At 52.2% G+C, this 23,130-nt stretch carries 19 protein-coding genes and 1 pseudogene; 10 read left to right on the plus strand and 10 right to left on the minus strand.

The window, feature by feature from the left end:
• Positions 1–5 precede the first annotated feature (5 nt).
• The 7 genes from csiR to OGY67_RS21600 all read right to left on the minus strand — a co-directional run bounded on the left by csiR (position 6) and on the right by OGY67_RS21600 (position 8,181).
• On the minus strand, positions 6–692 hold the full coding sequence (gene csiR, locus OGY67_RS21570) for a DNA-binding transcriptional regulator CsiR (protein WP_032944692.1): 687 nt from the start codon (positions 690–692) through the stop codon (positions 6–8).
• 45 nt (positions 693–737) lie between these two features.
• Positions 738–2,138: a GABA permease gene (gene gabP / locus OGY67_RS21575; RefSeq protein WP_032944690.1), complete on the minus strand. Its 1,401-nt coding sequence runs from the start codon at positions 2,136–2,138 to the stop codon at positions 738–740.
• Positions 2,139–2,285: 147 nt separating this feature from the next.
• On the minus strand, positions 2,286–3,569 hold the full coding sequence (gabT, locus tag OGY67_RS21580; RefSeq protein ID WP_008785600.1) for a 4-aminobutyrate--2-oxoglutarate transaminase: 1,284 nt from the start codon (positions 3,567–3,569) through the stop codon (positions 2,286–2,288).
• Between the two features lie 25 nt (positions 3,570–3,594).
• Entirely contained in the window at positions 3,595–5,043 is a 1,449-nt protein-coding gene (gene gabD / locus OGY67_RS21585) for an NADP-dependent succinate-semialdehyde dehydrogenase (RefSeq protein ID WP_048236619.1), read from the minus strand.
• Between the two features lie 23 nt (positions 5,044–5,066).
• Entirely contained in the window at positions 5,067–6,335 is a 1,269-nt protein-coding gene (lhgD, locus tag OGY67_RS21590) for an L-2-hydroxyglutarate dehydrogenase (protein WP_032944687.1), read from the minus strand.
• A gap of 17 nt (positions 6,336–6,352) precedes the next feature.
• On the minus strand, positions 6,353–7,330 hold the full coding sequence (gene glaH / locus OGY67_RS21595) for a glutarate dioxygenase GlaH (protein ID WP_284880108.1): 978 nt from the start codon (positions 7,328–7,330) through the stop codon (positions 6,353–6,355).
• A gap of 248 nt (positions 7,331–7,578) precedes the next feature.
• Positions 7,579–8,181 (minus strand): short chain dehydrogenase, encoded by a 603-nt coding sequence (locus OGY67_RS21600; protein ID WP_048215708.1) that lies wholly within the window; start codon positions 8,179–8,181, stop codon positions 7,579–7,581.
• 98 nt (positions 8,182–8,279) lie between these two features.
• On the opposite strand from OGY67_RS21600, the gene OGY67_RS21605 reads away from it, so the two are divergent.
• On the plus strand, positions 8,280–9,176 hold the full coding sequence (locus OGY67_RS21605) for a LysR substrate-binding domain-containing protein (RefSeq protein ID WP_286574486.1): 897 nt from the start codon (positions 8,280–8,282) through the stop codon (positions 9,174–9,176).
• 91 nt (positions 9,177–9,267) lie between these two features.
• On the opposite strand, the gene OGY67_RS21610 is transcribed toward OGY67_RS21605, so the two are convergent.
• Genes OGY67_RS21610 through OGY67_RS21620 form a run of 3 tightly spaced genes read right to left on the minus strand, consistent with a single transcriptional unit; the run spans position 9,268 to position 12,219 of the window.
• Positions 9,268–10,782: a tripartite tricarboxylate transporter permease gene (locus OGY67_RS21610; protein WP_003826025.1), complete on the minus strand. Its 1,515-nt coding sequence runs from the start codon at positions 10,780–10,782 to the stop codon at positions 9,268–9,270.
• Between the two features lie 10 nt (positions 10,783–10,792).
• Entirely contained in the window at positions 10,793–11,227 is a 435-nt protein-coding gene (locus tag OGY67_RS21615) for a tripartite tricarboxylate transporter TctB family protein (protein ID WP_008321484.1), read from the minus strand.
• A 14-nt stretch (positions 11,228–11,241) separates the two neighbouring features.
• A complete protein-coding gene (locus OGY67_RS21620) occupies positions 11,242–12,219 on the minus strand; it encodes a Bug family tripartite tricarboxylate transporter substrate binding protein (protein WP_008785593.1) in 978 nt (325 codons plus the stop codon).
• A 153-nt stretch (positions 12,220–12,372) separates the two neighbouring features.
• Here OGY67_RS21620 and tctD point away from each other — a divergent pair, with 153 nt between their 5' ends.
• The 9 genes and pseudogenes from tctD (at position 12,373) to OGY67_RS21665 (ending at position 23,115) form a co-directional block, all read left to right on the plus strand.
• The gene (gene tctD / locus OGY67_RS21625) at positions 12,373–13,047 is read left to right on the plus strand and encodes a transcriptional regulator TctD (protein WP_003826032.1); all 675 of its coding nucleotides are present in this window, start codon (positions 12,373–12,375) and stop codon (positions 13,045–13,047) included.
• The gene (locus tag OGY67_RS21630; RefSeq protein ID WP_032944678.1) at positions 13,034–14,446 is read left to right on the plus strand and encodes a sensor histidine kinase; all 1,413 of its coding nucleotides are present in this window, start codon (positions 13,034–13,036) and stop codon (positions 14,444–14,446) included. Before tctD ends, OGY67_RS21630 begins: the two co-directional genes overlap by 14 nt.
• A 455-nt stretch (positions 14,447–14,901) precedes the next feature.
• Positions 14,902–16,317, plus strand: a complete 1,416-nt coding sequence (locus OGY67_RS21635) for an undecaprenyl-phosphate glucose phosphotransferase (protein WP_008785590.1) — start codon at positions 14,902–14,904, stop codon at positions 16,315–16,317.
• Positions 16,307–17,593, plus strand: a complete 1,287-nt coding sequence (locus OGY67_RS21640) for an outer membrane beta-barrel protein (protein ID WP_079934237.1) — start codon at positions 16,307–16,309, stop codon at positions 17,591–17,593. The genes OGY67_RS21635 and OGY67_RS21640 overlap by 11 nt, the downstream gene beginning before the upstream one ends.
• A gap of 1 nt (position 17,594) precedes the next feature.
• Positions 17,595–18,152 carry a polysaccharide biosynthesis/export family protein gene (locus tag OGY67_RS21645; protein WP_003826038.1) on the plus strand — a complete coding sequence of 186 codons (558 nt, stop codon included), beginning with the start codon at positions 17,595–17,597 and terminating at the stop codon, positions 18,150–18,152.
• A gap of 2 nt (positions 18,153–18,154) precedes the next feature.
• Positions 18,155–20,284, plus strand: a complete 2,130-nt coding sequence (locus OGY67_RS21650) for a GumC family protein (protein WP_191226876.1) — start codon at positions 18,155–18,157, stop codon at positions 20,282–20,284.
• Complete coding sequence (locus tag OGY67_RS21655; RefSeq protein WP_149608164.1) at positions 20,281–21,492, plus strand: lipopolysaccharide biosynthesis protein; 1,212 nt, start codon at positions 20,281–20,283, stop codon at positions 21,490–21,492. Before OGY67_RS21650 ends, OGY67_RS21655 begins: the two co-directional genes overlap by 4 nt.
• Positions 21,489–22,364: pseudogene (locus tag OGY67_RS21660) on the plus strand (capsular biosynthesis protein); the annotation flags it as partial. The gene OGY67_RS21655 and the pseudogene OGY67_RS21660, both read left to right, overlap by 4 nt.
• 53 nt (positions 22,365–22,417) lie before the next feature.
• Positions 22,418–23,115, plus strand: a protein-coding gene (locus tag OGY67_RS21665; RefSeq protein WP_095033700.1) for an IS1-like element IS1B family transposase whose coding sequence is annotated in 2 segments (ribosomal slippage) — positions 22,418–22,667 and positions 22,667–23,115 — 699 coding nt in all. Because the reading frame shifts where the segments join, the coding sequence is not laid out codon by codon here.
• Positions 23,116–23,130: the final 15 nt, after the last annotated feature.

Here is a 23,130-nt window from a genome sequence, read left to right on the forward strand (position 1 = left end):
TAGGCTTATTGCGTCAGTAATTTACCGGACATAGCCTGTTGAATAATCGGAATCGGCGTCAGCAAGTGCTGGCGCATTAATTCGCTGGCGCACGTGGCATCACGTGCCAGAATCGCTTCGGTCAGCGTCTTGTGCTGATCGTGTTTGTCTTCCAGCATTTCAACCGACAGCACCGTTTTACGTAGCCAGATAAACCGGTAGCGCGCCGCCAGAGAGAACAGCCGTTCGCGCATTTGCAGCAGATATTGTGAACCACAGCCAGCGACAATCGCCGAGTGAAATGCCTGATGGCGCTGATCCCACTCGTCGAGCATCTGTTCGCTGGCGTCAATGGCTTCAAGCTTACTGAGCATATGCGCGCGCGCCAGAATTTCAGCTTCCCAGGCGTCGTCGCCGCGTTCAATGGCCAGCGCGACCAGCATGGCTTCCATATTGGCGCGGGCATCGAAAATATCGAGCAACTCCTGCTCTGACATCGGGGCGACACGATACCCTTTCTGATTAACCACTGTCACTAACCGCTCGGCAACTAACTGCGAAAGCGCTTCGCGCAGCGGTCCCACGCCTAGCTCATAGCGTGAGGTTAGCAGGCTCATACGCAGTTTTTCATCAGGCTGATACACACCGCGGATGATGTCGTTTTTCAGCCAGCGGTATCCATCAATGGCCGTCGGTTGGGGAATGGCGGTCATGGTCATACTCCTGAAAGGATTTCCCGGCCTGCGCCGGGAACAGGTTTAATGCGTATTTTGCAATGGTGCTTTTTGCCACGATAGCAGTTTTTTCCAGCGTGACATAATGGGCACGGTGCAAATAATTCCTATGGCTAACAACCCGGTAGAGATAACTTCCAGCTGTTGGGCCGGGCGAAACAGCATGACCACCAGCACAAAGATAATAAACGCGATGACCAGCCAGGTAAGCCACGGATAGAGCCACATTTTCAGTTTAATTTCACCGCCTCGCGCCAGCAGGATTTTGCGCATCCGCAGTTGAGAAACGGCAATGACCAGATACACCAGCAGCGCGATGGCACCGGAGCTGTCGATCAGGAATTTAAATACCTTGGCCGGGGCGTAATAGTTGACGATGACGGTGAGGAACGCAGCACCTGTCGACAGTAACACCGCCACATAAGGCGTTTTGCTGCGGTTCGTTTTACCCATAAAGGCGGGGGCATCGCCACGGCGGCTCAGGGAGTAGAGCATACGCGATGACGTATACAGCGCGGAGTTAAGACAACTGGTCACTGACAGTAAAATGACGCAGTCCATGATCAATTTCGCGTGCGGGATATGCAGTAGCTCCAGCACCGAGCGATAAGAACCGACTTCTTTCAGGCCCGGCATGTTCCACGGGATCAGCGCCACCACCACAAAAATAGAGCACAGATAGAAGATAGAGATACGCCAGATAACCGAGTTGGTGGCGCGAACGATATGTTTATCCGGGGTATCGGATTCGGCGGCGGCGATGGTAACTATCTCTGCGCCCATAAAGGAGAACATGGTGATTAACATCGCGCTGATCACGGCGCCAAAACCGTTGGGCATAAAGCCGCCCTGATCCCACAGGCGTGAAACTCCGCTAACCTCGGCATAAGGGTAGAAACCGCTAATCGCCGCCGCACCGAGGGTAATAAACGCCAGAATGGCAACCACTTTGCACAGCGCCAGCCAGAACTCGAACTCACCGTAATTTTTGACGCTCAGCAAATTACTGCCGGTTAACGCCAGCGTGATAACCAGAGAAAACAGCCAGATAGGAATACCTGGTACCCAGGAGTGCAGAATGATGGCGGCGATATTCGCTTCCAGAGGGATAACTAACACCCAGAACCACCAGTACAGCCAGCCGATGGTATAACCTGCCCACGGGCCAATGGCCTTATCGGCGTAAGTGGAAAAAGAACCGGTATCCGGGGTGGCAACGGCCATTTCGGCCAGCATGCGCATAATCATCACCACCAGCAATCCGGCGAACAGATAGGCTAATAATACTGCGGGACCGGCTTCTGCAATCGCCACACTTGAACCGACGAACAGACTTGCGCCGATTACCCCGGCAATAGACAGCATGGTGACGTGGCGTGATTTCAGCCCGCCCCCTAAATCATGTGATTGTGACACTTGCCCCATCTTTAAACCTCGTTATTGTTATTGACGTCGCTTCCTGCACCTTACCCGTAGGCCCGGTAAGCGTAGCGCCACCGGGCATCACAACATTGCCGGATGGCAGCGCTTGCGCTTTATCCGGCCTACAATTTCCCGTTTTTATTCGGGGGTTTAACCTTGCTTTGCCTCGGCAAAACATTGGGCGATAATGTCCAGCCCCTGGCGGATTTGCGCATCTTCAATGGTCAGCGGGACAAGAATGCGCAGCACGTTGTAGTAAGGTCCGCAGGAGAGCAGGATCAGTCCTTTCTCGCGTGCACGCGCCACCACTTCCGCAGTCAGTTTGGCGTCTGGTTTCGTGTGGTCGCCGTTTTCGAACAGTTCGATAGCAATCATCGCGCCCAGCCCGCGTACGTCGCCAATCTCGCGATGGGTTTCCGCGATAGCCAGCAGGCCTTCGCGCAGGGTTTGCCCCAGCTCGTTGGCTTTTTGCAGCAGATTTTCCTGTTCAAAAATGTTCAGTACCGCCAGCGCGGCGGCGCAGGCAATTGGGTTACCGGCATAGGTACCGCCCAGACCGCCCGGTGGGATTGCGTCCATGACTTCGGCGCGTCCGGTCACGCCCGCCAGCGGGAAGCCTCCGGCGATGGATTTGGCGAAGGTGGTGAGATCGGGCGCTACGCCCATCTGCTCCATGGCAAACAGCGTACCGGTACGGCCCGCACCGCTCTGTACTTCATCGGCAATCAGCATGATCCCGTGTTCGTCACAAATGGCGCGCAGTCGTTGCATAAAGGAAGGAGATGCCGCGTAAAAGCCGCCTTCACCCTGAACCGGTTCAATCACGATGGCGGCGACGTCTTCTGGCGCGGCATCGTTTTTGAAAATGCGGTGAATGCTGGCGATAGCATCATCTTCACTGATGCCGTGCAGCGGGCAAGGATAAAGCGCGCGATACACGTGGCCCGGCATCAGCCCCATTCCGGCGGAGTACGGATTGACTTTCCCGGTCAGTGACAGGGTGTAGTGGGTACGGCCGTGGTAAGCGCCGCTAAAGGCGATAGTCCCCGTACGCTTGGTGGCGGCGCGGGCGATTTTCACCGCGTTTTCTACCGCTTCAGAACCGGTGGTCACCAGCAGGGTTTTCTTGGCGAAATCACCCGGCACTTTCTTATTCATGATTTCACACAGCTCCAGGTACGGCTCATAGGCCAGCACCTGGAAACAGGTATGGGACAGCTTTTTCAACTGCGCTTCTACCGCAGAGACGATCTGCGGGTGCAGGTGACCGGTGTTCAGCACCGCAATACCGCCAGCAAAGTCGAGGAATTCACGGCCTTCAACGTCCCAGACCCGACAGTTTTCTGCCCGCTCGGCAAAAATAGGGTGGATCTGTCCTACGCCACGGGGAACGGCGTTGCTGCGACGTTGCATGAGTTCTTTGTTGGTGCTCATCAGGTGTTCTCCAGTATTTGTTTTATTAAAGGCCGATGCACATATATTTGATTTCTAAGTAGTCTTCGATGCCGTATTTCGATCCTTCACGGCCAAGACCGGAGGCTTTTATCCCCCCAAACGGGGCGACTTCGTTGGAGATAATGCCGGTGTTAATCCCGACGATGCCGTACTCCAGCGCTTCGCCAACGCGGAAGACGCGGCTTAAATCACGGGCGTAGAAATAGGCGGCCAGACCAAACTCGGTGTCGTTGGCCTGAGCGATGACGTCAGCTTCGTCTTTAAAACGAAACAGCGGAGCCAGCGGGCCGAAGGTTTCTTCTTTGGCGACCTTCGCGTTATCAGGCACATCTACCAGAATGGTGGGCTGGAAGAAGTTACCGCCGAGCGCATGAGGTTTACCGCCCGCGATAATGCGTGCGCCTTTATCCAGAGCGTCGGCGATGTGTTCCTGCACTTTGGCTATCGCTTTCTCGTCGATCAGTGGCCCGGTGGTGACGTCAGGTTGTAGACCATCGCCGAGATGCAGCTTGCTCACTGCCTGCTGGAGTTTTTCGGCAAAACGCTCATACACGCCGTCCTGCACGTACAGGCGATTGGCGCAGACGCAGGTTTGCCCGGCGTTACGGAACTTCGATGCCAGCGCACCTTCCACGGCTTTATCGAGATCGGCATCGTCAAAGACGATAAATGGCGCATTGCCGCCCAGCTCCAGCGATACTTTTTTGATGTCTTTGGCGCACTGCTGCATTAACTGACGGCCAATTTCGGTTGAGCCGGTAAATGACAGCTTGCGTACCAACGGGTTGCCTGTTAGCTCGTTGCCGACTGCGCTCGCAGAACCAGTCACCACGCTGAAAACGCCAGCCGGGATCCCGGCGCGATTAGCCAGTTCTGCCAGCGCCAGTGCGGAGTAAGGGGTCTGGCTGGCGGGTTTAAGCACCATCGTACAGCCTGCTGCCAGCGCCGGACCGGCTTTACGGGTGATCATCGCTGAGGGGAAGTTCCACGGCGTAATCGCGGCGGTAACGCCGATCGGCTGCTTGATGACGATCAGACGCTTATCGGCCTGATGGCCAGGGATCGTATCGCCATAGATGCGTTTGCCCTCTTCGGCAAACCACTCAATAAATGAGGCGGCATAGGTGATTTCGCCTTTGGCCTCCGCCAGCGGTTTACCCTGTTCCAGGGTCATCAGGCGGGCGAGATCGTCCTGATGCTCAATCATCAGGTTGAACCAGCGGCGCAGGATATTGGCTCGCTCTTTGGCGGTCAGCGCACGCCAGGCTGGCAGGGCGCGGTTAGCGGCGTTAATCGCTTCGCGGGTTTCATCTGCCCCCATTTTAGGTACGCTACCCAATTGCTGACCGTTGGCGGGATTGGTCACTGCGATGGTCTCGCCGCTGTTGGCGTCACGCCAGTTGCCGTCGATCAGTGCCTGCTGGCGAAATAATGTTGGATCGTTAAGTTGCATGATTGCTTCCTGTCTTAATCGGTTTAACGGGTAAATGCGGCGTGTAATGTCTCCACGCTACGTGCCGCACGCAGCGTGCGTCCGGGGTTACTCTGGTTCTCCAGCAGCGCATGAACTTTGCTGACAATATGTGCGCCGATAGGGATTGCCGACGTTGCTGCCGGAGAAGGGGCGTTACAGGTATGAATTGAGCGTGGCGTGGTGACAAACAGAAAATCGTCGATAAGCTTGCCATCAGGTGACACCGCCTGTGCCCGTACGCCCGCAGGCCACGGCTGCAGATCCTTAAGCGTCAGGCTCGGGCAGTACTTTTGTACCAGCCGCAGATAACCGCTTTTGCACAGCGAATTCTTCATTTCACCAAGCCCTGAGCGCAGGTTGTTTTGCAGCACGCGGCGAATACCAGAAGAGCCGAGGATCTCCAGCGTATCGCTGAGCGAGAAGTCACGTTTACGGTAGCCTTCACGTTTAAATGCCAGTACCGCGTTGGGGCCGACGGTGACGCTGCCGTCAATCATCCGGGTCAGATGAACGCCGAGAAACGGCATCGCCGGGTCGGGGATGGGGTAGATCAAATGGTTAACTATCTGATTATGTTCTGGCGCCAGGCGGAAATATTCGCCCCGGAACGGACAGATGATAAAGCCAGGTTCAACGCCGAGCATTTTTACCAGTCGATCCGCCATCAGGCCAGAACAGCTAATCAGCGTCGCGCCTTCATATTCCTGGCCCTGACGGGTACGGACAATTACGCCCGCAGCATGCTCTTTCAGCGCGCTGACCTCGGCGTTGTAAATAATTTCACCGCCTTTGGCCTGGAAAATCTTCGCCATCGCGGCGGTGACTTCGCGGTAGCTGACAATCCCGCTCGACGGGACAAAAATGCCGCCCAGTCCGGTGATATTGGGTTCACGCTCGCGAAGTTCCTGCGCATTTAGCCATTCGCGCTCCAGACCGTTAGCGGCGGTGCGATCCCAAAGCGCGCGCATGCGCTCCATTTCCAGAGCGGAGGTGGCAACCAGCATTTTTCCGCAGACGTCGTAGCGGATGCCGTTTTGGTCGCAAAAGGCTTTTGTGGCGCGATTTCCGGCCAGGCAAAACTGTGCCTTCAGGCTGCCGGGGGTGTAATAGACCCCGGCATGAATGACGCCGCTGTTGTGGCCCGTCTGGTGGCAGGCCGGGCCAGACTCTTTTTCCAGTAGCGCGATTTTGGCGTCCGGATAGACATCAATCAGTTGCATGGCGGTCGACATGCCGATAATGCCGCCGCCAATAATCACAAAATCATACATCCGCTTTTCCTTCGCGCTTACTGATGGGTCTGGTAGTGGTTGGTCGCGTACGCAAAATAACCACGCTGGCGCATCAGTTCGCGGCGCAGGTCCGGATGCGAAGTGAAGCGATCGCGCCCGTGCAGCCAGAACAGGTTGTTGATCAGCAGGAATTTACCCACTGAAACCGGAACGGAAATAATGCTCTTGCTGGTTTCCAGCGCATCGGACAGGTCACTCAGCCAGACGCCTTCTTCATAGTCTTTTGGCTGGACGAACTGGTCGATGTAGCGCATTACCGGGCGGCCCTGCTGGTCAACGTCAAATACCGGATGGAACACTTCCTGACTGACGTTTTTGCTTGGCGGTGCGGCAAAGCGCATGGCGCGACGTGCCAGAGGATGGGTAAAGTACTGCTCCAGATGCTCCCAGTCGTCGAGGTGCAGCAGCAGCGAGTTACCGCCGGTCATGTTCTGCTCGTCGATCTTCATCATCAGCACGTAATCGGTGATTTCTTCGAGGTAGGTTCCGTCGTTGTGCAATTCCATCACTCGGTGAGGCTGGCGCAGATAGCTGTCTGAGTTATCGACGTTTTTCACCACAAAACGAGCGTAATATTGACCGCTCATCGCATCAAAATTAGAGCGTCCGATGAGGTGCGCTACCGCCGTTGCCAGCTTGACCATCTCTTCCGCCTGCGCCACGTCATCTACGCCAACGGCATTGATTAGCAGTGCGCCTTCGGCACGATCGAGCAGGGTTTTCAGCAGCAGGGGCTGTAACTGATTGCCGCACAGGTCGTCGAGGATCTTGCTCACTTTGAAGCGCAAGAAGGATTTGTATTCCAGCGCCTGAACCGGCCACTGCGCGACGGCCTGCAGAAATTGCTCAGTGGTCTCAGCAGAAAAAGTCAGCTCCAGCAGGCGTGGGGATTGGGCTGAGGGTTTCAGCGTGAAACCGCTGTAGTGCTGGGCTGGATCTTCAGCGTTCGGTTTTACGGCAGTCAGTGCGTTCATCAAATCGTTCCTCTCAGTAGATTGTCAGGGAGATATGGCGCAGCTCGTTTCGTAGCCATAAATTAAAAATATCTACATTTTTGAAAAACGCGCACAGAATGAGCTTGTTTGTTTATTATTTGTGATCAAAAGCAACAAATATTTAACATTGTAAAGGGTGTGGGTTAATGCGAGGAAAAAGATAAAGTATTTTAAAACAGTGGGTTAATCACGCTGCCGTGGGTGATGTGTCAACGGCAGCGGCAAAGTCAGTAACCGACTTTATAAATACGCCCGGTTTGGATGCCTTCCACACTGCGGCGGTAGGCGTTGGCGACGGTGGTGGCAGGCACGCTTTCAAAGCCCGGGAAGAAACTGTCGTAAGCTTCGGCGGACTCACTCAGCACGGTCGGACTTATCAGGTTAATGCGTTGACCATGGCCCAGTTCACAGGCCGCGGCGCGAACAAATCCTTCCAGCCCGGCATTGATCGTTGCGGCGTTTGTCCCCTGGGCGATGGGCTCGTGGGCGATAATGCCGCTAATTAACGTTATCGATCCGCCATCATTCAGGAAATGCTGCCCGGTTAATGCCAGGCGTATCTGGCCTAATAGTTTATCCTGAAGCCCCTGATTAAAGTCCTGGTCGGTCATTGTCGACAGCGGCCCAAAGAACAGATTACCGGTGGCGGAAACGATCGCATCTACCCGACCGACTTTTTCAAACAAGGCCTTGACACTCTCCTGCGAGGTGATATCGACCTGGTAATCACCCTGAGTGCGACCCACGCGGACCACCTCATGTTTACGGCTCAATGCTTGCGTAACTGCGCGACCCACTGTACCACTGGCACCAATAATGACGATTTTCATAACCACCTCCGCAATAGTGTGAGCCGCTATTCTTTAATGAAAATGAAATCAGATAAACTGGCTAAAAGTTAGATGATTACTAACCAGGGGTTTGTAATATGGATAAACTGCGCGGCATGGAAACGTTTGTCGCCGTGGTGGAGAGTGGGAGCTTTACTTCTGCGGCGACGAGGCTCGAGATGTCTGCGGTGATGGTGGGAAAATATATCACCCAACTGGAAGCGCAGCTCGGCACGCGTTTGCTGGAGCGCAATACGCGCCGCCAGAGTCTGACCGATGCCGGACGCGTCTATTTTGAAGAAGCCCGTCGCGTGCTGGAGCAGGTATCGATAGCCGAACGTTCGGTAGAGCGTCTGCGGCTGGCACCTGCGGGGACGCTGCGCATTAGCGCGCCCACTTCTTTTGGCGCTTGCGTGATCTCGCCGCTGGCCGCTGCGTTTTTACAGACCTGGCCAGAGGTGCGTATTGAACTGGATCTCACCAACCGGATGGTTGATCTGGTGAATGAAGGTGTCGATCTGGCGATCCGCATTGGCGATATCCATCAGACTGACGTGGTGGCGAAATACCTGTGTCCCTACCGTATGGCAATTTGTGCTTCGCCAGATTATCTTGCTCGTCATGGCACCCCCCGGACGCCCGCGGATCTGGTGGATCATCTGTGCCTGTCCCATACCGTGTGGACGGCTCGCAACGAGTGGATACTGCCTGGCGTGACGGGGGAGATCAGATGGAAGCGCGATGCGATCCTGCGCTGTAACGATGGTCATGGCCTGCGTATGGCGGCAGTAGCGGGGGCTGGGCTGTTATTACAACCTGAGGTGCTGCTGGCGCAAGAACTGGCTACGGGGAAATTGATTCGGATCCTGGAAGGGTTTACGCCGCAGCCGCGGCCAATTCATTTGCTGTGGCGACAGGATTTGCGTCCTTTGCCTAAGCTGACACGGTTTGTTGAACATGTGCTGGAAGGAACGCAGGGGCTGCGCGGAAAATAAAAATGCCGGATGGCGTTGCACTTATCCGGCCTACAACCGAGCCAAATTGTAGGCCGGATAGGGCGCAATAGCGCCGCCATCCGGCATATTATTAACCGATATCCACCTGCGGTTTGCTGTTGCGTTTACGGATCATGCGCAGCACCGGCGGGACCACGATAACCAGTACCGCCATCACCAGCAGCACTTTCGCCACGCCGCTGGCCCACAGAATATCCATACTGCCGTTACTGATAGACAACGCCCGGCGCAGGTTCTGCTCCAGCATTTCCCCGAGAACGAAGCCCAGAATCAATGGCGACATTGGGAAGTGCATTTTACGCAGGATGTAGCCCAGCACGCCGAGGGCGACCATCAATACCAAATCGAAGGTGGTGCTGTGAACGGCGTACACGCCAACCGCGGAAACTGCCGCGATAGCCGGTACCAAAAACCACAGCGGGATGGTCAGCATGCGGGTAAACAGACCGATCAGCGGAATGTTCATCACCAGCAGCATTACGTTAGCAATTAGCAGCGCCGCAATCAGCCCCCAAACGATATCCGGCTGCTCGGTAAACATGGCTGGCCCCGGGGTGATGTTGTACAGCGTCAGCGCGCCCATCATCACCGCCGTGGTACCGGAGCCCGGCACGCCGAGCGTCAGCATCGGAATAAAAGAGCCGCAGGCCGAGGCGTTATTGGCGGCTTCTGGCGCCGCTACGCCACGAATATCCCCCTTGCCAAAGCTGTCGCTGTTGCCGCTGAGCTTTTTCTCGGTCATGTAGGTGATGGCACTGGCAATGGTGGCGCCAGCGCCAGGCAGAACGCCGACGAAAAAGCCAATCACTGATGAACGCAGGGTGGCCCCTACGCACTGTGCACCTTCTTTGGCGTTGAACAACATGCGGCCCGTTTTACGCACCAGCGTCTGGCCACTGCTGGTATGTTCCAGCATTAACAATATTTCAGAGACAGAGAACAGCCCAATCACCACCACGATAAACTGCACACCGTCAGAGAGATGGACACTGTCAAAAGTAAAGCGATAAACCCCGGTGTTGGCGTCTACGCCGACGGTCGCAAGTCCGAGACCGATAAGCGCTGCCAGAAATGATTTCAGCGGATTTTGCGCCATCATGCTGCCGAGACAGGCAATGGCGAAAACCATTAAGGCAAAGTATTCCGCCGGACCGAAGGCCAGCGACCATTGGGCTAACGCCGGGGCAAACAGAATGATGCCCCCGATGGCGATAAGCGAACCAAAGAAAGAGCTGACCGCCGAGATAGAGAGCGCCACGCCGCCGCGTCCTTGCTGCGCCATCGGGTAACCATCCAGCGCGGTCATAATCGCCGCCGCATCGCCAGGAACATTCAGCAGGATGGAGGAGATGCGCCCGCCATATTCACAGCCAATGTAGACCGTAGCCAGCAGGATCAGCGCGGATTCTGCGGGCAGATGCAGCGCAAAGGCCAACGGCAGCAGAATCGCCACGCCGTTGATCGGCCCAAGGCCAGGCAACAAACCCACAATGGTGCCGACAAAACAGCCTATCAAGGCGATGACCAGGTTTTCCGGCGTCATTGCCACCGCGAAACCCTGAGAAAGATAAATCCAGGTATCCATCGTTTCTCCGTTAACCCAGCCAGGCGCCGAGTGGTAAGGTGACGTCAAGCAGTCTGTCAAAGGCATACCACAGCAGAATGCCTAGCACCGCGCCGGAAATTCCTGCAGCCGGGATGGTTGCGCCGAACAGCATGCCAATCACCACGGTGAGAATGGCGGTGGCGATGGGAAAACCGAGCCACTCAAAACCCCAGGCGTACATCAACAGAACAATCACCATCGTCAGCAGCTTTTGCAGCACGTGGCGACGGGGCCAACTGATGGTGTCCGGATGGCGCAACAGCAGCGCCACGGCGCAGACCAGCATCAGACTGATAATGCCAAGCGGGAAGGGACGCGGCCCTACGGGTTCATAGCTGTATTCGCTGCTGATTTGCCAGGCCACGAACAGCCCGGCTATGCAGAGCAACAGCCAGATACCTGCGAAAATACGATCGCTCATCATCTTTGCCTCTGCGTTTACTTCGCCAGACCGAAGGCTTTCGCCTGCTCACGATAATCCGTGACCTGCTTTTTCACGTAGTCGTCGAGCTGTTTACCGCTCATGTTGAACTCAAACAGACCGCGCAGATCGCGCTGCTTTTTAAACTCATCGGTCTGCTGGAGTTTGTTAAAGGCATCAACCCACCACTGGTATTCGGCATCGCTGACTTTTGGTCCAACGTAGAAGCCACGAATGATAGGCCACACGAGGTCATAACCCTGCTCTTTAGCGGTTGGTACGTTGGCTAACTGGCCCGGCAGGCGTTCATCAGAGAACACTGCGAGCACGCGGATTTTGTCGCCGCTGAGGTAAGGCACCATCTCACTGAGATCGCCGGAAACCACCTGTACGTGATTTCCCATCAATGCGGTAACCGGTTCGCCACCGCCTTCAAAGGCCACGTAGCGCATCTTGTGTGGATCGACATTGGCTTTTTGCGCCAGCAGCGCCGACTTCATCCAGTCCTGGCTACCGATAGAGGCGCCAGCACCAATGACCACACTGTTGGGATCTTTTTCCATGGCTGTCAGCAGATCTTTCAGCGTCTTCCATGGCGCGTCCTGACGTACGGCAATCATGCCGTAATCGGTACCCACACTGGCCAGCCAGCGGACATCATCCACGCCGTAGCGACCAAACTTGCCCTGTGACAGATTCAGCAAGGAGCCGCCGGAGAAGGCCACCACGGTGCCTGCTTCAGCCGGGCGTTGGGCAACAATCGCGTTATAGGCCACAGCGCCAACGCCGCCGGGCATGTAGGTCACGCGCATCGGTTTTTCGATAGCGCCGGTTTCCATCAAACTCACCTGAATCAGCTTACAGGTGAGATCGAAACCACCGCCGGGTTTAGCAGGGGCGATACATTCAGTGCGCGACGGCGCTTGTTCCGCCAGTACAGAGGTACTCATCAGTAAAATGCTTGCAGTAAGGGTACGAAATAACTGTTTTTTCATTGTTTATCCTCACACCGGAAAACCGGATTTTCAGGTACGGAAGAAGATTTTTGTGATTATGTGAGCCGATGTGTAGCAGTTCGGTTGCGTGATTGTTAAAACATTAACCTTTCAATTCCCTTTCAATGCGGCAGAAACTTTACAGGATGTGATATGCGTCTCTTATTAGCGGAAGATAACCGTGAGTTAGCTCACTGGCTGGAGAAAGCGCTGGTGCAAAACGGTTTTGCCGTTGACTGCGTGTTTGATGGCCTGGCAGCCGACCATCTTTTACATAGCGAAACGTATGCGCTGGCGGTGCTGGACATCAATATGCCCGGTCTGGATGGCCTGGAAGTCGTTCAGCGGCTGCGCAAACGCGGGCAGACGCTTCCTGTCCTGCTGCTGACGGCGCGTAGCGCGGTGGCCGATAGGGTGAAAGGGTTGAACGTCGGAGCCGATGATTATCTGGCAAAGCCGTTTGAAATCGAAGAACTGGATGCCCGGCTGCGGGCCTTGCTGCGTCGCAGTGCGGGACAGGTGCAAGGCATACAGCAACTGGGGGAGCTGGCGTTTCACGATGAAGGCTATTTTCTGTTGCAGGGGCAGCCGTTGGCGCTCACGCCACGTGAACAGGCGCTGTTGACGGTGCTGATGTACCGTCGGTTGCGGCCGGTTTCACGTCAGCAGTTGTTTGAGCAGGTCTTCAGCCTGAGTGATGAGGTTAGTCCCGAAAGCATTGAGCTGTATATCCATCGCTTACGTAAAAAGCTACAGGGAAGCGATGTGCGTATTGCTACGCTGCGTGGTCTGGGCTATGTGCTGGAGCGTAGCGATGAAGTGGGTTAAACCCCAATCGTTGTACCTGCAACTGCTGATGTTTCTGGGCCTGCCGCTAATGTTGCTGTGGGGCCTGTCGGCATTCAACAGCTATGTCAGTGCGCTACAGGCGGCGACCCAGGCGTATGACCGGACACTACTCTCATCCGCCAGGACCGTCTCCGAGCGGCTGGTGGTGCGCAATAAACAGCTGGAAGTGAACGTGCCATGGGTGGTGCTGGACAGCTTTGAACTGAATATGAACGACCGACTGTATTACAAAGTGGTTGATCCGGCGGGGAAGGTTATCTCGGGTTATGACGATTTACCGGCGATGCCGCCTGCCACCTCGCGCACGCGTCTTTACCCGGCGCTGGCATGGTTTTATCACACCGAATATCGCGGTGAGGCAATCCGCGTGGCACGTCTGCTGCAGCCCGTCAACGAAGGCGGCATTGTCGGCATGGCGGAGATTTATGTTGCCGAAACGCTGCAATCGCGGCGTTATCTGGCGCGACAGCTGCTGTTTTCCTCGTGGGTTTCGCAAGGGCTGCTGGTGCTACTGACTCTGGTGCTGGTTGGCTGGCTGCTGCGCCGGGTGCTACGCCCGATGCGCCAGCTGTCATCGCTGATGGTGCGTCGTGAGCCAGGCCTGCTGACGCCGCTGCCGGAGCTGCTGCCATGGTCGGAAACCCGTCTGCTGATTGTGGCATTCAACCGTTATCTGGACCGACTTCGCGGTCTGATCTCTCGCCAGGAGCGCTTCAGCGCGGATGCTTCCCATCAGCTCAAAACGCCGTTGGCGGTACTGAAAACTCAGGCATCGGTGGCTCTCGCCAGCGCCGAACCGCGGCAATGGTATGAGAGTTTACAAGCCATGAGTAGCACGCTCGATAATACCATTCAACTGACGGAGAGACTGTTGCAGCTGTCTGCGGTGAAGCGCAAGGAGCAGGGGGAAAGGCATTTCTCGCCGGTTAATCTGTATGAGGTGGTGCAAACCAGCTGTTTTACCCGACTGGCGCAGTCGCGTAGTAAAGGGATCGATCTGGGCTATGAAGGGGAACAGGACGCGGTGTGGGTCGAGGGAGATGAAGTGCTGCTCGGCGAGCTGTGTGGGAATCTGCTGGATAACGCACTGAAATACACGCCGTCGCAGGGGATGGTGACCGCCCGACTGCAACGAGAAGGAGAGGCCGTGGTGCTGGTGGTCGAAGATAGCGGGCCGGGCATAGATGAGCAGATGGTTCATCAGGCCCTGCTACCGTTTCATCGTCTTGATAACGTAGGCAATGTCCCAGGCGCCGGGATCGGCCTGGCGCTGGTCAATGATATTGCTCGTCTGCATCGCACGCATCCTCAGCTAACGCGTAGTGAGACATTAGGTGGGCTGAGGGTTCGGGTACGCTTTTTAAGCGTTACCGTATGAGGTATTCATGGCGATGATATTTGTTGTTTAATTATAATAAAAAGTAATTAATTGTATTATTAATATCATTTGAAATGTTGTCGTAAGGCAGCTGTTTTTTATTTTAATTACGGTATTAAACAGCAACTCTAAGGTGATTCAACGTCACTGAAACAATACTTTTGTGCAATTTATCATACATAAAACACTTTTTCATAGACCATGAGATGTTATCTGTCAATAGCAAAAATGTTGTTAAAGGTTATCTTTTTTGCTGAGGTAGATAAAACTTCTATTGATGTCATCTGCACTAAAATCATATAGATACGATTTCACTGGGGAGTGTTGTCACAGTAATGAGTATTATTTTTTACATTTACTGACAATGTACCATTGCGTTTTTTAGACTTGTGATATAATTAGCAACATGAAATGAGAAAAAAACAATTAAAGATCAATAAATAATGGGCTGAGATATGCTTAAAAAATCGCTAAAGATTAGCAGCCAAGGATATCCAGTCTTTTTAAAACTGGTCGATTTCATTGTTATCAATGTGACGTTAATTTTTAGCGCCCATCTGCTGGGTTTGGTGCCCTTTAACACCATTGCCATTTTGAGTCTTCTCTTCTCAATCTTTTTCTTGCTGTTTGCTGAATACATTAAAATGTACCAGCAAAAGATTAAGACGATCGGTTTACGTAATCAAAAGCGCTTGGTTTTTTGTACGCTGCTGGCGATTTTTTTTAACGAACTGGTCAGTATGACGGTGGCTGAACCTGAGTCACTGGGCTACTTAGACAGACTGCCTTCCCCTTTTTATTCAGCTATTATTTACTGGTACTTCATTCCATTACCTTTTCTTTACTACATTCGTTTTTTTATTTTTAAGTATTCAACGAAAAAGAGTATACGCGTGGCGATTATTGGTCTGACCGACAATGGTCTGGCCGCAGAAACCGCGCTAATGAATGAATACGCCAATATCACATTAGATCTGGCCTTTTATGATGAGCGCGCCTTATCTCGCTGTGGCGATGTCGTTGATAAGGTTAAAAGCCCCTTTCGTGGTCCGGTGATCAATCTGGTCGAGGAAGCCAAGAAGGGAAACATAGACGAAATCTATATTGCTTTACCGATGGTTGCTTTACATCGCATTCGTCACTTTTTGGCCATGATGTCAGACACCACCGTAGATACCTATATTGTCCCTGACTTTTATACCTACAGTAACAACATGTCCAAGTTACGCTCCATCCACAATCTGCAAACTATCGGTATTTTCAGTTCACCGTTCGAAGGGGCGGGCTCGTTTATTAAGCGGGCGGAAGATTTGGTTCTTGGCAGCATCATTATGGTGATGATTTCCTCCCTGATGCTGGCGATTGCCATTGGTATCAAACTCACGTCCCGTGGGCCGGTTTTTTTCAAACAGGACCGCTATGGCTTGAGTGGGCAAAAAATTAAGGTCTGGAAGTTTCGTTCTATGCGCGTCATGGAGAATTCCGATACGGTTATTCAGGCCACTAAAAACGATCCGCGGGTAACCAAATTCGGGAGCTTTTTGCGCCGCACTTCGCTGGATGAACTTCCGCAATTTATTAATGTTTTGCAGGGAAGTATGTCGATTGTCGGTCCCAGACCTCATGCGGTTACGCATAATGAGCAGTACCGCAAACAGGTCGAAAATTACATGATTCGCCATAAAGTTAAGCCAGGGATCACTGGGCTTGCGCAGATCAACGGATTCCGCGGGGAGATCGATGCGCTTTATAAGATGGAAAAAAGGGTTCAGTACGATATTGAGTACATTCAAAACTGGTCGTTATGGCTGGATATAAAAATTATTATTAAAACTATTTTCAAAGGATTTGTCGGTAAGAATGCATACTAAATTACTCGTTATTACCGGAATCGTGATATCGCAGTCCGCATGGGCTGATTTAACACCGAAATCACACATTGGCTTTGCGGGGATAGACTTCCAGGGCAAGGTCGCTGTGGACTACGGTTATAATGATAACGTGTCTTATCAGCCACATAGCAGTGATGCTATCGGTTCCTCGTTTCAGAGTGCGGCGCCCGTTCTGAGTATGATTGGAGAGCGTGGTCAGGATAAGTATTTGCTGATGTACTCCGGGGATTATCGTAACTACTCAAGCGATTCTGCTGATAACTACAACGATCATTTTTTCCGTTTTAACGGTGCCTGGCGGTATGGGCTCAAGCATGGCTTAACCCTCAATCTGGAGGATTCGCTTGGGCATGAATCCCGCGGCCGTGGTATCACTGAGGGTTTTTTACCGAGCCAGTTTGAACAGTATGGGATTAAATCTCCGCTGACGACGAATTTTATCAATAGTGAATTGCGCTATAGCTACGGTGCGCCTGATGGTCGCGGCAAAGCGGAACTGGCGTTGTTATACAAAAAACTGACTTTCGGTAACACTTCTGATGTTCAGGACAGTAGTGAAGACTTCTACAATTATATTCAGGAACAGGAATGGCATGAAAATAGCCTGATAGCGGAAGTTTTTGACCAATACTCATCCAGAACGCGCTTTCGCTATAGCTTTATTACTAACCAGCGTCGTTATGATAACAACTCAGAAAAAGACACTAATGAGTATTATTTGCTGTATGGCCTGAAGTCGCAGTTGACGGGGAAAACCAATGTCGACATGAATATTTCATGGCTTTATAAAACATTTGAAAACAACGCAAACTCGCATGATTTTAATGGTCTAAACTGGGACATAAAAGCGGAGTGGAAGCCGTTACAGCAGTCTGTTTTCACGGCCCACTCTGCGCAAAGCATTAAAGACCCATCGGAAGTTGGGGGATATATTTTAGTGACCCAGTATGGCCTTTCTTACCAGCATTTCTGGTTAGGTACTCGTTTTTCTACTTTATTGGACTACTCATTCACTTCGGAAGACTATAAAAAACAGAACAAGGATCGGCATGATAAAGATGGCGTGTTTAGCGTCACCATGAGCTATGACTACACACCGTCGGTTAATTTTGAGATTAAATATCAGATAGATACATTAAATTCGAATAAGGATACTGACTCGTTTTATATCGGTCCCAACGACAATCAGGAAGTCATTAGAACGTTGGGTTATGATAATTCTATGATTATGCTTAAAGCTAAGGTTCAGATCTAAAATGAAAATAATAGAACTGTGCGCGGTTTTGCTATTCAGTATCCTGTTGGTCGGATGCACAGCGTCCAGCCCGCGATTAATGGACGATCCTGCTACTGTTCAGCAGGATTACCGACTTGGGGCGGGGGATACGGTCAATATCGCTGTTCATGGTCAACCCGATATGACGATGCGGTTTATTTTGGATAAGAGCGGGGAAATTAATTTCCCGTTTGTTGGTGCTCTTAAATTACAAGATAAAACCGTTGATCAAGTGACTAAAGAATTAACTCAACGCCTGACCGGAGATTATTTTACATCTCCAATGGTGACGGTGAGTATTGCCGAGTTCCGCAAATACTATGTTTCAGGTGAGGTAAAAAGTCCAAATGGCTTCGCTTATGAGCCAGGGCTTACCGTCGAGAAATCTATTGCGCAGGCGGGTGGATTTACAGATCGTGCTGACCGAAAAGATATCAACATTCGCCTGTCAGGGAGCAATCAGCTGCTTGAGAATGTCGATTTAACGCACTCTGTTCATCCTGGGGATGTCGTGATTATTGGCATGGGGTTCTTCTGACGATGAAACTATCAATAGTGGAAAACGGCAAAAAACGAGAAAGCAGTGTCGAATTCTCCCGCTTTGCCAAAGAGCTGAAAAAGAACGCCTGGAAAATCGCGCTGGCCGGTATCGTTGCCGGGGTCGTCGCGTATCCGTTAATCAGCATGATGTCCTCAAAGTATGTTTCAACGGCGACGGTGCTGATTAAGGCGCAGGCTGATAACGTTTCTCCGTTTCCACAGGTTGATGGTTTCGATTCAACACGCAGTGGTTACTACGAAACACAATATGCGTTGATGCATTCACGTATTGTGCTGGAGCAAGCCGTACGTGATATGAAGCTGGATGAAAACCCGGAGTTTACCGGGGAAAAAGCCGGTGCTCAGGGGGCTGATAGCAATGAAAGTCGGCAACTGAGAATGGAGCAAGCGCTGAAAACGCTGGCGAAAAATCTGAATGTCATTGGTATTCGTACGACGAACCTGGCGTCTATTACCTATGAATCAACGTCCCCACAGGTAGCGGCTGACATTGCGAATGGCGTCGCGCAGGCTTTCATCAACTACACGGTGGAGCAGAAACGTCTGAAGGTGGAGAAAGCTCGCGAACTGAATTTTGAAAAAATGGAAGAGATTCAGAAGTCGATAGCTAAGCAAAAAGACGAGATGGACAGCTATCTGAAAAATGCCGGGCTGCTGACCTTCCGCGGTATCGATGGTTTTGAAACCGAGCAGTTAAGTATCGTAACTAATCGCCTGGCCGATGCGACCCAGCGTCGGGTTGCCGCTGAATCCGTCTATAACGAGGTGAACGGGGGAGGTAAGTCCATTGAGAGCGTTATCTCGCTGCCTTCGGTCTCTAACCACGCTCAGATCCAGGATTTGCGCATTGCGTTGATTCAGGCGCAACGAACGTTGTCCGAACAGCGTAAAGTCTATGGGCCAAAAAATCCCGCTATTTTAAAAGCCGAGGCCGATGTTCAGTCGATCCAAAGCCAGACCGGACGAGTGTTGGGCGAGCTGAAAGTCGGTTTACGTCAGCAATATCTGGCGGCGCTGGCGGACGAAAAAAACTATCAACAGCAAGTGATTGAGCAGAAAGAGATCTTCCAGAAAATGGCGTCAAAACGGGATGCCTGGAACAGTCAAAAGCTGTCGTTAGATAAAATGGAAGACCTGTATAAATCGCTTTATCAACGTACTCAGGAGCTGTCGCTGTCCGGCGTGAATGCCGATGCGGTGTTATACGACCCTGCGGTACCCGCGTTAAAACCGGCGAAACCGAATAAATCTTTATTGTTGCTGATGGTGGTCATGCTGGTGGTGGTGTTCAGCATCATGTATTTCATTGTCAAAGCGGCAATGGATAACTCAATCGGTACCCTTAGTCGCATGAAAAAACGGCTCAATGTTGTTCCGTTGGGTGAAATTCGTCGTTTTAGCGGAACCTCAGGGCGCGCACAGGTGCGGGACATGATCATGAAGAACCCGCTTAATGCCGATATTGTGCACGGTATCCGTACCCGGATTATGCTGGATAATCGACCTTTACAGACGCTCGCCGTGGCGTCGACGGAGCACGGCGATGGGCGTTCTTTGTTGGCGAATCTGTTAGCGAACTCTTTTAGTTTCGACCAGAAAACACTGCTTATTGATGCAGATTTCTTTAACACTGGTGGGCTCACATCCGAGCTGGCGTCAGCTACATCCGCAGGCTTAGCGGAACTGCTGCGCGGGGAGACAGAGCTTGAACAGGCGAGGATCAAACTCAGTGATAACCTCGACTTTATTCCACACGGCAAGAACACCATCTCATCTTTACTGATGCTGTCGTCGGAGCATGTTGAACTCTTAATGCGCGAGTTGAAATCGCATTATCAGCGCATCATTATTGATGTTGCTGCCGTGAATCAGAGCCAGGATGTTCAACTGATCAAACGTGCCGTCGATGGCGTTGTTTTCATTGTGAAAGCCGGGGCGGGGTCCGCGGGACTAATCGCCAACGCGCTGGATAAGATCGAGGAAAATAACGGCGTGGTGATTGGTGCGGTGCTCAATGCTGTTGAAGAAAAGGATCTTGAGACGCAAGAGGGTCTGCGTTCACTGAACTTCAGTACCGATCAACTGATGGCAACGCCAGGCCGCGTATGAGTCTACTGAAGAGCGCTTCCACAATAGCCGGTTCATCAGTCATCTCGCAGTTGATTGGTGCACTGTCTATTTGGTTGATTTCACACAAGTACGATATGGCTGAAGTGGGGCTTTATGCGCTCAACTACAGCATCGCCGTGGTGGGCGCTCAGGTGTGTACCTTTGCATCACAGCTGTTAATTCCTAAACAGCAGGATGACGAACTGGTGCAGAATGTTGTGTTTTGCCTGATCCAAAGCACGATCATTGCCTTACCGTACGCTGTGCTGACCGCGTGGCTGTTTCACCAAAACATTCTGTTCCTCTATTTACTGACGCTGGCAACGGCGTGGGTTTTAATCTCGGAAAACCTGTCGCTACGCACGGCTAACTTTCGTTTTCTGATCTTCCAGCGCATTTCTGTTTCTGTGGTCGTTGTACTTTCCGTCCTTCTTACGCACCATGTACAGCTGTTTTATTGGTCGTGGGCCTGCGCGACGATGGTGCTGACTATAAGCTGTATTTTGCATTCGTTTGATATTCGTTCGGTGGCGGCCAGACATCTGCGACCCGCCAGTAATTGGCATTTTTTCAAACAGAATATTCATCACATTACCAAAGTGGGCAGCGCGGAAGTGCTGGCGATGGCCAGCAGCAATTTGCCTATTATGCTGATTAATTTTTGGTTCTCGGCGCTGACGGCGGGTTATTTTTCCGTGGTTAGCCGCTTTTGCCTGGCGCCGGTGGTGATCATCGGGAATGCGGTGCGCAATACTATTTTTTCCAAATGGTCTATCGACTTCAGAAATAATACCTTCAACTATCAGGAGTATACCAGGGTACGTATGCTATTGCTGGTACTAGGGGTTATCTGTACCCTTGGGGTTTTTATTTTCTATCCGATTGTGATGCGCCTCGGCTTTAGCGAAGACTGGATAAACTCCATTGAGACGTCACGCTACATGTTGCCCTATTTATTCCCGGCGCTGGCGATAAGCCCTCTGACGGTGATAGAGCTTATTTTTGGTTCCCATCGCTATTTTCTGCGTATCCAACTGGAACAGCTGGCGATTGTACTCTTCGCTTTTGTTGTGACGCCCTATTTTTATAAAGATTATGCAACGTCGGTCATCTTGTTTTCTTCACTGACATTTATTCGCTACGCCTTCATTTATCTGAAAATGAATAAGCGAGCCAATCTCCTGAAAGACAAGCCGGTGATACTATGACGCTGAATACCGGATACTATTTACAGGTTTATACCTTTGTCACGCTGATCCTGTGTGGCCTGGTGCAATACTTTACCGGCATGCAGTCAGTGCTGTGGATACCTTTTTTCCTGACCCTGTTGATGGTGGGATTATTGGTGATGCAGACGCGTGATGGCTCCTTACATCTCGATGCCCAGGAGACGATTGTCCTGGCGTTGTACTTTTCGTTTCTGGTGCTGGCTGGAGCATCGACGCTGATTCAGGGCGGGATCACCGTCGCGATTGTGGCATTTAAAAACGAAATTGCGCTGTCGCTGGTGATGATCTGTTTGCTGCTGGGCTTTTGCAGGGAATCACAGATTTACCGCGCAACGCGCTATCTGTATTGGGTGTTTTACGCGCAGATTCCGGTAATGATTTATCAGGTTTTACTGGTCGTTCCCCAGCGCGTTGCGGTGCGCGGCGAAGATGAGAAATGGGACTCCGTGGTTGGCACGTTTGGCGGTGACCCAATGGGGGGCGGGAATACTGCCGCAATGGGCCTGTTTTGCCTGTTAATTATGTTGTTAAAAGTCTCCGAATATAAGCATGGGCTCACCACGTTCAAGTCCATGGCGCTGCATATTGTTCTCGGTATCGGGTTATGCATCATTGGTGAAGTGAAGTTTGTCATCCTGCTATCGCCTATATTCCTGGCGTGGGTGTGGCTTTCACCGAGCTACGTCAAAGACGTTAGTAAGGTCAATCTGAAGACGTTGTTAGTTATTGTGGCGGGAATGCTGTTGCTTATTAGCCTGTCGATTGTGATCCTCGCATACTATTATTCTACGGCGTTCGGCGGCGATCCGTCGAAAAGCTCGTTAAGTATTTTTATCGACTCCTTAAGCTGGTGATGCTGCCAACTTACTGATTTAGTGTATGATGGTGTTTTTGAGGTGCTCCAGTGGCTTCTGTTTCTATCAGCTGTCCCTCCTGTTCAGCTACTGACGGGGTGGTGCGTAACGGCAAAAGCACCGCCGGACATCAGCGCTATCTCTGCTCTCACTGCCGTAAAACATGGCAACTGCAGTTCACTTACACCGCTTCTCAACCCGGTACGCACCAGAAAATCATTGATATGGCCATGAATGGCGTTGGATGCCGGGCAACCGCCCGCATTATGGGCGTTGGCCTCAACACGATTTTCCGCCATTTAAAAAACTCAGGCCGCAGTCGGTAACCTCGCGCATACAGCCGGGCAGTGACGTCATCGTCTGCGCGGAAATGGACGAACAGTGGGGATACGTCGGGGCTAAATCGCGCCAGCGCTGGCTGTTTTACGCGTATGACAGGCTCCGGAAGACGGTTGTTGCGCACGTATTCGGTGAACGCACTATGGCGACGCTGGGGCGTCTTATGAGCCTGCTGTCACCCTTTGACGTGGTGATATGGATGACGGATGGCTGGCCGCTGTATGAATCCCGCCTGAAGGGAAAGCTGCACGTAATCAGCAAGCGATATACGCAGCGAATTGAGCGGCATAACCTGAATCTGAGGCAGCACCTGGCACGGCTGGGACGGAAGTCGCTGTCGTTCTCAAAATCGGTGGAGCTGCATGACAAAGTCATCGGGCATTATCTGAACATAAAACACTATCAATAAGTTGGAGTCATTACC

Source organism: Citrobacter sp. Cpo015 (assembly GCF_030333035.1).
Taxonomy (GTDB): Bacteria; Pseudomonadota; Gammaproteobacteria; order Enterobacterales; family Enterobacteriaceae; genus Citrobacter; species Citrobacter portucalensis.

What these genes read in the sequence shown, in the direction of transcription:
- csiR (WP_032944692.1), bottom strand. Translation starts at nt 692, where the DNA reads ATGACCGCCATTCCCCAACCGACGGCCATTGATGGATACCGCTGGCTG.
- gabP (WP_032944690.1), bottom strand. Translation starts at nt 2,138, where the DNA reads ATGGGGCAAGTGTCACAATCACATGATTTAGGGGGCGGGCTGAAATCA.
- gabT (WP_008785600.1), bottom strand. Translation starts at nt 3,569, where the DNA reads ATGAGCACCAACAAAGAACTCATGCAACGTCGCAGCAACGCCGTTCCC.
- gabD (WP_048236619.1), bottom strand. Translation starts at nt 5,043, where the DNA reads ATGCAACTTAACGATCCAACATTATTTCGCCAGCAGGCACTGATCGAC.
- lhgD (WP_032944687.1), bottom strand. Translation starts at nt 6,335, where the DNA reads ATGTATGATTTTGTGATTATTGGCGGCGGCATTATCGGCATGTCGACC.
- glaH (WP_284880108.1), bottom strand. Translation starts at nt 7,330, where the DNA reads ATGAACGCACTGACTGCCGTAAAACCGAACGCTGAAGATCCAGCCCAG.
- OGY67_RS21600 (WP_048215708.1), bottom strand. Translation starts at nt 8,181, where the DNA reads ATGAAAATCGTCATTATTGGTGCCAGTGGTACAGTGGGTCGCGCAGTT.
- OGY67_RS21605 (WP_286574486.1), top strand. Translation starts at nt 8,280, where the DNA reads ATGGATAAACTGCGCGGCATGGAAACGTTTGTCGCCGTGGTGGAGAGT.
- OGY67_RS21610 (WP_003826025.1), bottom strand. Translation starts at nt 10,782, where the DNA reads ATGGATACCTGGATTTATCTTTCTCAGGGTTTCGCGGTGGCAATGACG.
- OGY67_RS21615 (WP_008321484.1), bottom strand. Translation starts at nt 11,227, where the DNA reads ATGATGAGCGATCGTATTTTCGCAGGTATCTGGCTGTTGCTCTGCATA.
- OGY67_RS21620 (WP_008785593.1), bottom strand. Translation starts at nt 12,219, where the DNA reads ATGAAAAAACAGTTATTTCGTACCCTTACTGCAAGCATTTTACTGATG.
- tctD (WP_003826032.1), top strand. Translation starts at nt 12,373, where the DNA reads ATGCGTCTCTTATTAGCGGAAGATAACCGTGAGTTAGCTCACTGGCTG.
- OGY67_RS21630 (WP_032944678.1), top strand. Translation starts at nt 13,034, where the DNA reads ATGAAGTGGGTTAAACCCCAATCGTTGTACCTGCAACTGCTGATGTTT.
- OGY67_RS21635 (WP_008785590.1), top strand. Translation starts at nt 14,902, where the DNA reads ATGCTTAAAAAATCGCTAAAGATTAGCAGCCAAGGATATCCAGTCTTT.
- OGY67_RS21640 (WP_079934237.1), top strand. Translation starts at nt 16,307, where the DNA reads ATGCATACTAAATTACTCGTTATTACCGGAATCGTGATATCGCAGTCC.
- OGY67_RS21645 (WP_003826038.1), top strand. Translation starts at nt 17,595, where the DNA reads ATGAAAATAATAGAACTGTGCGCGGTTTTGCTATTCAGTATCCTGTTG.
- OGY67_RS21650 (WP_191226876.1), top strand. Translation starts at nt 18,155, where the DNA reads ATGAAACTATCAATAGTGGAAAACGGCAAAAAACGAGAAAGCAGTGTC.
- OGY67_RS21655 (WP_149608164.1), top strand. Translation starts at nt 20,281, where the DNA reads ATGAGTCTACTGAAGAGCGCTTCCACAATAGCCGGTTCATCAGTCATC.